This window comes from Allocoleopsis sp. (assembly GCF_036703385.1).
Classification (GTDB): domain Bacteria; phylum Cyanobacteriota; class Cyanobacteriia; order Cyanobacteriales; family Coleofasciculaceae; genus Allocoleopsis.
On the sequence record NZ_DATNPA010000211.1, the window covers coordinates 1 to 10,669 of the forward strand.

A 10,669-nucleotide genomic window follows, 5' to 3' on the forward strand; every position below is an offset into this window, starting at 1 on the left:
TGCCGATTTCGGCTCTAAGTTTACCCAGTTTGCTGACAGGAACCGCTGGAATGGTAGAGACAAGATTGGTAGTTTCTAACAGCGGTGAAGTGCAGTTAACGAACTCTGGCACAATCATACCCTCTGAAGCAGGATTGGCGATCGCTTCGGGCACTCTCGACACATCCAACATCGGGGCAACCCAGTCATCCTCCTTACTGCAAACGGGCGGTAGTGTGAATGTATTAGGCAATAAGGTGGGTCTATTGGGTGCCACCATCAATGCTTCTGGTAATGATGGGGGTGGGGCGGTCATGATTGGTGGCGGTTTTCAAGGTAGAGGCAGCGTACCCAATGCTATTAGCACTTATGTTAGTCGTGATTCAGTCATTAATGCTTCTGCCTTACTCAATGGGGATGGCGGTACAGTCATCCTTTGGTCAGATCAGGTGACCCGATTTGAGGGCGCGATTAATGCCCTAGGGGGTGCAAGTTCTGGCAATGGCGGATTTGTAGAAGTGTCGGGAAAGGGAAGTCTCGCATTCAAGGGTACTGTCGATACCAGTGCAGTTTATGGCAACGTGGGTACCTTGCTGCTCGACCCGACAAACATCGAAATCCGTAATGGAATTGGGGATGGTGATACAAATGGCTCCAACATTAGTTTTTTCGGTAGTCCCTCTGGGGGTGTCGGTCAGGTACGAGCAGGAGATACGGCACCCACTACCCTGTATGAATCAGAGGTAGCAGGATTGGCCGTAACAAGTAACGTCATCCTAGAGGCTACTAATAACATCACTATTCAAGACTTGGATGATGACTTATTTGGCTCTAACCCCTTTGTGTTTCCAAACTTGCCGCTTCGGGGTTCAATCACCTTTATCGCAGGTAACTCTTTTGAGATGAATCGAGGGGATACCCTGTTTACGCAAGGCGGGATAGCGATTTCGGCGGGGAATAATATCACAACAGGCAGGCTGCTGGCTGAACAGGGCGTTACCCTGAATGCTGGAGGCAACATCACCACCGATGAAGTAGGAAGTTTTGGGCCAATTAACCTGACGGCAGGGGGCACTATCAGTACCAATCGTCTCCTGACAGGCGGTACCATCAATCTTGGAGGGATTCCGATTAATCTTGGGGCTGGTAATGCGGCAGATATCACCCTGACGAGCAATGGGGATATTACCACTGGAGGAATTAACGCCAGTGCCAATAATGGCAATGCCGGAAACGTCAGCCTTACTAGTACAGCAGGGCAAATCCTGATCGATCAAACACGCGGTGAGAGTACGCTCATTATTGATCGCAACCCGCTTAACGCGACAGGAGCCGTGTTCTCTGTGGCTCAGAAGTCTGGACGGGGAGGAACTATCTCGCTGAGTGCTCTGGGTAATATTACAACAGGCCCGATCGCTTCTGGTTCGTTGCAGGGAGATGGAGGTGAGATTAACCTAATCAGTACAGCCGGTGCGATCAATACCACAGAAGGCCAAATTCAATATCGAGGCCAAACCATTCCCGACACCGGACTGCTACTGTCGGGTTCGGGAGGCAGTGGAACCGGTGGAAAAATTACAGTGTCGGCGGCGGGAAATCTGATCACGGGGCCAGTGGTTTCTGCTTCGATAGAGGGGAATGGTGGTGACATTAATCTCAGTAGCACGGGTGGTAGTATCAACACATTGCAAGGACTCACCTCAGTTCAAGCCTTCGAGGCTCTGCTTGCGATCGCGAATATTTCCTCTGCCGACCTGTCGCCCCAAACCCCCTCGACGCTTTTCCCCCTTGCTAACACGGTGGCTGGCTCAATAGTTTCGGGTTCTGGGGGGAGCGGAACTGGAGGGAATATTACCGTCAATTCGAGGGGTAACCTTTCTACTGGAGGCGTAATTTCCACTTCTATTGATGGGAATGGGGGAAATATTAACCTCACCAGTACAACTGGCGATATTAATGCCTACTTAATCAACACTCAAAGCTTAGGGGCGGGTCAAGGGGGTAACGTAGAGGTTAACGCCAACCGTTTTTTCCGAGCTACAGGTACTGTTGCGGCAGCATTGGCGCAATTACCTCCTGATGCTATCAATCCCAGTGATATCCCTGCACAATTAGATCGACAAGCGAGCATCTCGACTTACGGCGGTGCTCGTGGTGGTTCAATTACGATTCGTCATGGCGGGGGGGATAGGAGCATTCCCTTTAGTGTGGGTAATGCTACAACCAATGGAACGGTTGGCTCAATTACGACTAGACCGAGCAACACGATTTCGCCAACCCGCGCCTTTTTTGGGAGTTACACTCAGGATAATATTCAAATCATCACCTCACAACAACAACAACAACCGCCGAATCCGGACATTCCCCCTGTACTCGATTCGCTCCCTCCCCAAGAGCCATCGGCGAAACTACCCGTCGCGACCCTAGATGAGGCGCGTAAGGTGCTGCGCCGAATCGAGGAGAAGACGGGTGTAAAACCGGCTTTGATCTACATCCGTTTCACACCTAAAGTTCTGGTGAGTGACCCCAACTTTACAAGGTTAGAGGACACACTGACACAAGATTTTCAGAACTATCTCAGTTTGCAGAAGGTCGCCACCAATGCAACACTTTCTTTTGAAGAGCAGGGTACCGACCCACTCGAAGTGTTACTACTTACGAATCGGGGAAAACCTATTATCAAGCGAGTACCCAGTGCTACGCGATCGCGAGTTGTCAAGGTAGCTCAAGAATTCCGCAATGACCTCACTAGCCGCCGTTCCCGTAATTACTTAGCCTCAGCCAAGCAACTTTATCGGTGGTTTGTGGCTCCTCTGGAAGAGGACTTGCGGACGCAAAACATTAAGAATCTAGTCTTCATTATGGACACTGGGTTGCGCTCCCTACCGCTAGCCGCGCTACACGATGGCAACAACTTTATCATCGCCAAATACAGCGTCGGCTTAATGCCCAGTCTTTCGCTCACCGATACTCGCTACGCCAATGTGAAAAAGGAGCGAGTCCTAGGTATGGGTGCAACCAAATTCTCTGAGCAAAATCCCTTACCCGCCGTTTCCGCCGAGCTGTCTTTAATCACACAGCAGTTATGGACAGGTAGCTCCTTCCTCAACGAGGCATTTACTCTGGAAAATCTTCAGCAATCCCTTGCCAGACAACCCTTCGGCATTGTGCATTTAGCCACCCATGCCGAATTTAAACCAGGTATGCCGAATAATTCTTACATTCAGTTGTGGAACACTAAGTTAACACTGAACCAACTGCGTCAATTCGGCTTGAATAACCCAGCAGTGGAGTTGTTAGTCTTAAGCGCCTGTCGCACGGCAGTAGGGGATAAGAATGCCGAATTGGGTTTTGCGGGGTTGGCGGTGCAGGCGGGAGTCAAGTCGGGACTGGGAAGTCTCTGGTATGTCAATGATGAGGGAACATTAGCGTTCATGACGGCATTCTACGAGCAACTGAAACAAGCACCGATAAAAGCCGAAGCGCTGCGGCAGACGCAATTAGACATGCTGGATGGTAAAGTGCGTTTAGAAGGAGGAGAGCTGATTACAGCAAGTAGCCGTTTCCCTTTACCACCTGAGGTAGCTCAGCTCGGCGATCGAGACCTCTCTCATCCCTACTATTGGAGTGCTTTCACCATGATTGGCAATCCTTGGTAAGTGATACCAATGTAAACAGAGGATGCGACAGATCATAGATTGAAACCATTGCCTCCAGAAGGCTTGTGCAATCCTTGCATCTAAAATCCTTGCATCCAAAATGGTATGACATCCACCCAGCGCCGCCCTCGTGGGACGGCCTGGGCTTCCGGCGAGCAAGCTAAGAAGCAACAGGCAACCGGCTGGCAAACAAATTAGAAGCAACCGCATACAGCTCCTCAATCATTCCCAGTTGCTCACAGATGTCTAAGGGCTTGAGCTTGCCGTTGTTTCTAGCGCGAATACGTAAATTGATGTGATAGCGATCGCGGAACTCAGTATATAGCAAGCGCCACGTATCTCTGAAAGTTATGTTATGCGCTGTAGCATAATCTCTCACTAAACGATTGATCTTCAGGCGAGTACTAAGGCTTTTTGGCTCAACAATAGGTGGGCTAAGCTCCTTGGTTGAAGCAATTGAAGCCATCTTATCTTCCTGAAGCCTGTCTATCTCAGAAAGTTTTTCTATTAACCCTATGAGTTGAGAATTTTGCTGTTGATTTTGCAGCAGGATCTGTTGGCAAGACGCTATGATATCCGCCATCAGGATTTGGTTTTGTGGTTGCATGATGGTCTATGGGGTTATCAACTAATTTAGAGAGCAAGGTAGAGATTAGCTACCTAAAAGACTTATAGGGGGTTAAGCTACTTAACCTCTTGAGGACTTGCGGTGGATTCCATTAGCCACTCCTTCTCATCCATGAGTGTTATTTTTTAACGATGGCTCTGGGAAAAATCCCTTTTTGGTGTTGCATCAATTTATAGCTTTGTTTAATTGGTATTCAACACAAACAAAAGCTTAATTACTCTATCCATATAATAGCAAAAAGATGCTAAAATGGCAACTTAAGGAACGTTTTAATTCAAGGCAGTAGTTCTGTTTAATTGAGCCCGAAAATATTGAAATATCCCCGCCACTATCAGACTTCTTGTAGAAATCGGAAAAGGGGGAAGCGAAAGTAAAGTGTGAAAGGGCTTCTATATTTCCCCGCTCCTTTAATCCTTTCCCTTTTTCTTCTGTCTCACCAAAGGTTATGAGTGCAAGACCCTCCATGAACTGGGCTTACGCCTCGCTTGCTCGCTTCGCTGCGCCCGCATTTGGCTAACGATAACGTACACGAACATTTAATGAAAGACTCTTACTCCATTCCCCACTTCCTACTCCCTGCTCCCCTCTTTCAAGACAGAATTTTATTGATAACTGAGACCTGTTCAGGCCGCTTTAGAAACACATCTCTCGCTAGTAAGCTTTGAGGTTAGACCGCAGAGGTTTGAGCGAAGTACAGTATTTTTTAACTGGATGAGGTACTGTAGCAGCAGTCGGTAAAATGCTACCCTTCTAACAAGTTCGCAATGGTGAGAGGAAATTAATGGCCATTCATTTACAACAAGCCTTTGAAGTTGGGAAGTACCTAGTCGCACAGCGTTTGAAAGGTCGCAAGCGCTTCCCCCTCGTTTTAATGCTGGAACCATTGTTTCGCTGCAACCTCGCCTGTCCAGGTTGCGGCAAAATCCAACATCCGATTGATATTCTGAAGCAACACCTAACTCCTGAACAGTGCTTTGCTGCGGTAGAAGAGTGCGGCGCACCGATTGTCTCCATTCCGGGTGGAGAACCTTTACTTCATCCCCAAATGGACGAAATTGTTAAGGGATTGGTTGCTCGCAAAAAATTTGTTTATTTATGTACGAATGGGTTGTTGCTGGAAAAAAGCCTGGATAAATTTCAGCCCTCTCCTTACCTCACCTTTAGCGTTCACTTAGATGGAGTAGGAGAGTTACACGACAAATATGTAGACCGTAAAGGAGTCTTTGATATTGCTGTCAAAGCAATTCGTGCTGCCAAAGCGAAGGGATTTCGGGTGACGACCAATACCACCGTATTTGAAGGCGCTGATCCCAAAGAAATTCAGGATTTATTTGACTTCCTCGGCACCCTGAATACTGATGGTGTGATGATTTCTCCTGGATATAGTTATGAGTGGGCACCCGACCAAGAACATTTTCTCAAACGGGAACGAACAAAGACACTCTTCCGAGAAATTCTCGCTCCTTACAAAGCCGGCAAGAAAAACTGGAATTTCAACCACAACCCCTTGTTTTTGGATTTTCTCATGGGAGAAAAAGACTACGAATGTACGCCTTGGGGTAGCCCCAGTTACAGCGTTTTAGGTTGGCAAAAGCCTTGTTACCTTCTAAATGAGGGGCATTATTCCACCTTTGAGGAACTGCTAGAGAAAACTGACTGGAGCCAATACGGTCGAGCAAGTGGTAATCCAAAATGTGTTGATTGTATGGTGCATTGTGGTTATGAACCTACTGCTGCAATGGATGCTATGGAACCACAGAATGTAGCGCGTTCTGTGGGCAGCGTCTTAGGAATATTTAACTAGAAGGCTTTCAGGGAGAGGTCTAAAGACGGCTTTTTTTGGGGTGCGTTATGCCTAACTAACGCACCGTTTATCTTCCCTTACTTTTATCATCGGTATCCTGGAGCCTTCAGACAGTAGAGCTAGAGCAAGGAGATGGGCTAGTCCTTTACACTGATGGTATCCCCGAAGCTATAGACATCAATCAACAATTTTACGGCATAGAAAGACTCTGTACAGGGGTGAACCAAAATTGGCACAAAAATGCTGACCTAATTAAGCAAGCGGTCATTGATGAGCTTCGACAATTTATTGGAGAACAAAAGATGTTTGATGATATTACTTTGGTGATACTGAAGCGGCAGGGTGAGGAAATGATGAACCTTGAAGAGCGATCGCTAGCATTAAATTCGATTGATTGACCTTGAAATTGTAGCCAATGCCGAAATTGAGGGGTTTAATCTTGTGATCGCTATTATACATCTTCTTCAGATCCGTCTGATACCGCTTATTAAACAGAGCGATCGGCTGAGTATAATTTCCGTAAAACTTTAAATTCCATTTCTGTTTACCAAAATATTTGACCGGGATTCCCGAATCATCTTGCAGCAACCTGGTGCTTTGAGACAGAATCACATTCCTAATCGTCGAAAAATGCTGGTCGTGCATCAGATAAGAGGCCGCCTTTAGGTAGCTCACTGGATGATCAAGATTTTTAACAAATTTATTGAAACCTGGAGTTTTTTTAAGACCTGAGTCAGATAAATCAGTAGAGAAATAATACAATGTTTTCGCTTGAGATGTTCCTTCCTTGACGAAAGAAATTTTGACTCCCGGAACCCAGCTTTTATCCTGATGGTTCTGAGGCAGTGCCTGGATATTACCCTCTTTGTCTAGACCAATATATTGTACATCCAGTATCCGCTGATGAGTTCGCGCCATGAAGACAGATAAAATTGGCAATACTCCTTGCTTCGCCAAATCTACCTTCATATCATTGGTACGGAAAAAACTCAGTCCCAAAATATCATCGACAGAGGCATTAATTCCCTGCAACTTGAGCTTCATTTCAGTGGGGGAGAGGTTCTCAAGATTAGGTAGTTGTCCTATCGGCTCCAAACCGACTAATACGTATTCACGGCTGTTCGGAAAGAACGAATAGGCATACAAAAAATCCGGCCCACTAAACGGATAAAAGATGGGCTGAGACGTTTGATTGATCAGCTTGAGTTCTTCTTCTGCCCATCTCCTGACTTTAGACAGTTGTTGTGCTTCAAGTTTAGCCCATGCTTTATTAAAAGAAGCCGCATGTGTGCGCCAGACGCTACTTTGAGTCAACTGTGCGATTACGCTTTGCGTACCGCCAAAGGCGATCGCACGAGTATCTTTGACCTCCATTCCTGCAATAAACTTAGCTGAATCCGTCAAGTGATTTGACTTTTGTATATCAAACTCAGCCAGGGGACTTTGAGGTGTTTTAGTAGTTTTCTTCTCACTTTTTGTAACAACCGTCTTTCCTGGCAACGCTAACTGAATATCGTTATTATTACAGGAATAAACGGAGGCTAACAGTCCAAGTATAGCGAGCAGAAAAGACCGGGATTTTCTGGAGTCCATATAGTCTCAGGCGAAAGTCACTTAATGGCAGGTTTAATTATTTAGAACTTGACGATGCAAGCTGATTTTTGCAAGCAATAAAGTAGACAGGCAGACCGAGAGCAATGGTCGCCAATCCTGCTATTGATTCCACAGGTTTGCCAAACAAAATATAAATCAGCATCCAGAGACTAATAGCGAGGAAAATGAGCGGTGTTACCGGATATCCCCAGGTTTTGTAGGGTCGGGGAGCGTCTGGAAACTTTAATCGGTGAACAAATACACCCAAAACTGTAAGGAAGGAGGACAGTGTAAGAGTGAATCCCAGATAGGTAATAACCGCTTCAAATGTGGAAGTCAGGACTAAAACTAAGACAATTGAAAGTTGCAGGAGAATGGCATAGTAAGGAATGCCGCTACTATTTCTTTTAGCTAGTCTTTTAAACAAGGGAATATCTTCTCCAATCACCTGGGTTACTCTCGGCCCTGCCCAAACCATTGAACTAATGGAAGAAAGCAGCCCAAACGAGATGAGTAAGCTCATCATCTCTCCACCTTGTACACCAAAAATACGATTGGCGGCGAGATAGCCGACTTCTAGTTTTCCGGCTAACTCATCGAGGGGTGTGCTATACAGAAAAATAAAGTTGAGCAGCAAATATAACACCATTACCAGCAAAGTGCCTGCCCATAAAGAGCGCGGTACATTTTTTTCTGGCTCTTTGACTTCACTGGCTATATAAACAGAAGCATTCCAACCTGAATAGGCATAGGTAACATAAACCAGGGAAATGGCAAAGGGAGAACTCGCAATCAGTTGCACATCTTTCCAAGACGGCAGAAATTGAATGTTTTGGGGTTCTGCTATAAAAAGTCCACACCCAATTAGGACGACGATCAGCAGGACTTTTAAGACAGTGAGACTTGATTGAAAATAACTTCCCAGCTTGAGATTATTGGCATGAATGAGGGAAATGATGATAACGACGAGGGGAGCGATCGCCATTGGTGTGGCAACCGGGAAGACACGGGAGAAATACTGCCCAAACGCGATCGCAGCGGCAGCGATGGGCGCGGCAAAACCCACCGTAATAGAGACCCATCCCGAAATGAAACCAAGCATGGGATGATACGTCTGGGATAAATAATGAAACTCACCACCAGATCGGGGCATTGCAGCTCCAAGTTCACCATAGCAAAGGGCACCGCAGAGGGCGAAGATTCCGCCGACTAACCACAAAAACAGTAAAGCAAAGCCGGATTTTATCTCCACCGACTGGAAGCCCAAACTGGTAAAAACGCCAGTTCCGATCATATTGGCTACCACCATGCAGATAGCCGTAAACAGGTTGATGAGACGAGGATTTTGATTCTGGATTGAACTCATTAACTAGGGATTTCGTTTCTGTCTGGCTCAAGTTGCCAGCACAGTGCAATTTGATTCCACTCACTCTACAGGTGCTCTTGGTGGGTTTCAGGAATCTGCATTACCCAGTTATTGAGGTTCTCGCTTGGATAGATTACACGGTTGGGAACAGTTCCCCCTTAAGAACTTTCCTACTTTACCAACCTTTGTGCAGGGGGTCTTTAGGTAGGCACTCCGTCCCCCAGTGGGGGGTTTGGGGGGTTTCCCCCCAATCTGGGTTTTTTTCAAAGAACGACGACTTTTTGCTTAAGTCAGTGACATTCTGCTTAAGTCAGTGCCATTCGTATTAGGCTAATGAATCCGCGATCGCTCATCATACCCCCCGACTTAATTCAATTTCCAGCCGCTGATGCTTCAAGTTGTTTAGGTTGAGTCTGCCGTAATTTTTGAGAGTAGAACGAAGCCGTTTCCTCGCCTGTAGCACACTCAGCCGCGAACTTAATTAAATGATGGCCCACTAATCCCACATGAATTACACTCTCAATATCGCCTGATTTCAGTGCCGGATAAGCCATTTTCCAGAAGGTTTTGCGGTAGTGACTCAATACCCCCACCCTAATCAAAATGTTCGCCAACATCGTCAACCCTTTACGGATATTCGCGCCAGAGGTACGAGCAGGGCTATTCGGAACCTTAATTCGCTTTGGATAAGTATGCTCCATATTGTAGGCGAATCGCTGATACAAAAATTCCGGTTCATAAGCCTCTGTGATGCAGCGTCGCCACATATCGATCACCTGTTCGTAAGGCATTAAAAATTCAACATTTGAGTCTCGATTTTCCTCAAAAATAAGGCGATTTTCTTGTTCCAACCTCCGCCATAGAGGAGTTCGCGGCAAGGCATGAAGCAAGTTAATTGTCAACATGGGAATTTGGGACAGACGAATAAATTCTAAAATTCGATCTGCTGTATCCGGCGTGTCAGTATCCAGTCCCATGATGATTCCCGATACAACTTCCATGCCGTAACTATTTAAAATTTTCACGGCTTCCAAAATGGGCATACTCAGATTGTGAGTTTTGGAGATTGACTTGAGAGCTTCCGTTTCCGGGGTCTCAATTCCGCAGAAAATAGTACAAAAATAAGCTTCTCGCATCATTTCCAAAAGCTTGGGGCTTTGGGCAAGGTTCAGGGTGGCTTCGCAGGCAAACTGCACCGGATAACCCTTGCGTTTTTGCCAATCAATGAGATGAGGCAGTAACGTCATGAGGGCGCGGCGATCGCCCACAAAGTTATCATCAACAAAATACACCGCTCCTGGATTTCCAGCTGCCAGCATGGCATCTAATTCTGCTAGAATTTGCTCAGGATTCTTGAGACGAGGACTACGTCCATACAGTTCAGGAATATCACAGAATTCGCAGCGATAAGGGCACCCACTGGAAAACTGAATATTCGCTAAGAAATAGTGATTGATATCCAGCAAGTGGTAAGCGGGGATGGGAAACTGACTGAGGGGCAATCGTTCTTTTGTTTCAAAGCGTATTTGTTGCTGGGGACGCTCAGGATGTTGGTCTAGGTACTCAATCATCTGATCTGTTGCATCCCCTAATTCCCCAAGATGCAAAATATCAAAATCTGGGTAATATTCAGGGCAACC

Annotated in this window: 6 protein-coding genes and 1 pseudogene; 3 read left to right on the forward strand and 4 right to left on the reverse strand. The window is 46.3% G+C overall.

Annotated features, from left to right (window positions below; all coding sequences use genetic code 11):
- Positions 1–50: 50 nt before the first annotated feature.
- Positions 51–3,638 (forward strand): CHAT domain-containing protein, encoded by a 3,588-nt coding sequence (locus V6C93_RS10400; RefSeq protein ID WP_333476585.1) that lies wholly within the window; start codon positions 51–53, stop codon positions 3,636–3,638.
- 160 nt (positions 3,639–3,798) lie between these two features.
- Here V6C93_RS10400 and V6C93_RS10405 read toward each other — a convergent pair whose 3' ends face one another.
- Complete coding sequence (locus V6C93_RS10405) at positions 3,799–4,245, reverse strand: hypothetical protein (protein WP_333476586.1); 447 nt, start codon at positions 4,243–4,245, stop codon at positions 3,799–3,801.
- 802 nt (positions 4,246–5,047) lie between these two features.
- On the opposite strand from V6C93_RS10405, the gene hpnH reads away from it, so the two are divergent.
- Positions 5,048–6,070 (forward strand): adenosyl-hopene transferase HpnH, encoded by a 1,023-nt coding sequence (gene hpnH, locus V6C93_RS10410; RefSeq protein WP_333476587.1) that lies wholly within the window; start codon positions 5,048–5,050, stop codon positions 6,068–6,070.
- A gap of 146 nt (positions 6,071–6,216) precedes the next feature.
- A pseudogene (locus V6C93_RS10415) lies at positions 6,217–6,468 on the forward strand (PP2C family protein-serine/threonine phosphatase); the annotation flags it as partial.
- Here V6C93_RS10415 and V6C93_RS10420 read toward each other — a convergent pair.
- From V6C93_RS10420 to V6C93_RS10430, 3 genes are all read right to left on the reverse strand, one after another.
- On the reverse strand, positions 6,386–7,663 hold the full coding sequence (locus V6C93_RS10420) for a hypothetical protein (protein WP_333476588.1): 1,278 nt from the start codon (positions 7,661–7,663) through the stop codon (positions 6,386–6,388). The pseudogene V6C93_RS10415 and the gene V6C93_RS10420 overlap by 83 nt on opposite strands.
- A 37-nt stretch (positions 7,664–7,700) precedes the next feature.
- Positions 7,701–9,029, reverse strand: a complete 1,329-nt coding sequence (locus V6C93_RS10425) for an APC family permease (RefSeq protein ID WP_333476589.1) — start codon at positions 9,027–9,029, stop codon at positions 7,701–7,703.
- 371 nt (positions 9,030–9,400) lie between these two features.
- Positions 9,401–10,669 (reverse strand): B12-binding domain-containing radical SAM protein (locus tag V6C93_RS10430; protein ID WP_333476590.1); only part of this gene is annotated, 1,269 nt, incomplete at its 5' end.

Coding starts and splice junctions, on each gene's coding strand:
- V6C93_RS10400 (WP_333476585.1), top strand. CDS start 51: ATGGTAGAGACAAGATTGGTAGTTTCTAACAGCGGTGAAGTGCAGTTA.
- V6C93_RS10425 (WP_333476589.1), bottom strand. CDS start 9,029: ATGAGTTCAATCCAGAATCAAAATCCTCGTCTCATCAACCTGTTTACG.
- V6C93_RS10420 (WP_333476588.1), bottom strand. CDS start 7,663: ATGGACTCCAGAAAATCCCGGTCTTTTCTGCTCGCTATACTTGGACTG.
- hpnH (WP_333476587.1), top strand. CDS start 5,048: ATGGCCATTCATTTACAACAAGCCTTTGAAGTTGGGAAGTACCTAGTC.
- V6C93_RS10405 (WP_333476586.1), bottom strand. CDS start 4,245: ATGCAACCACAAAACCAAATCCTGATGGCGGATATCATAGCGTCTTGC.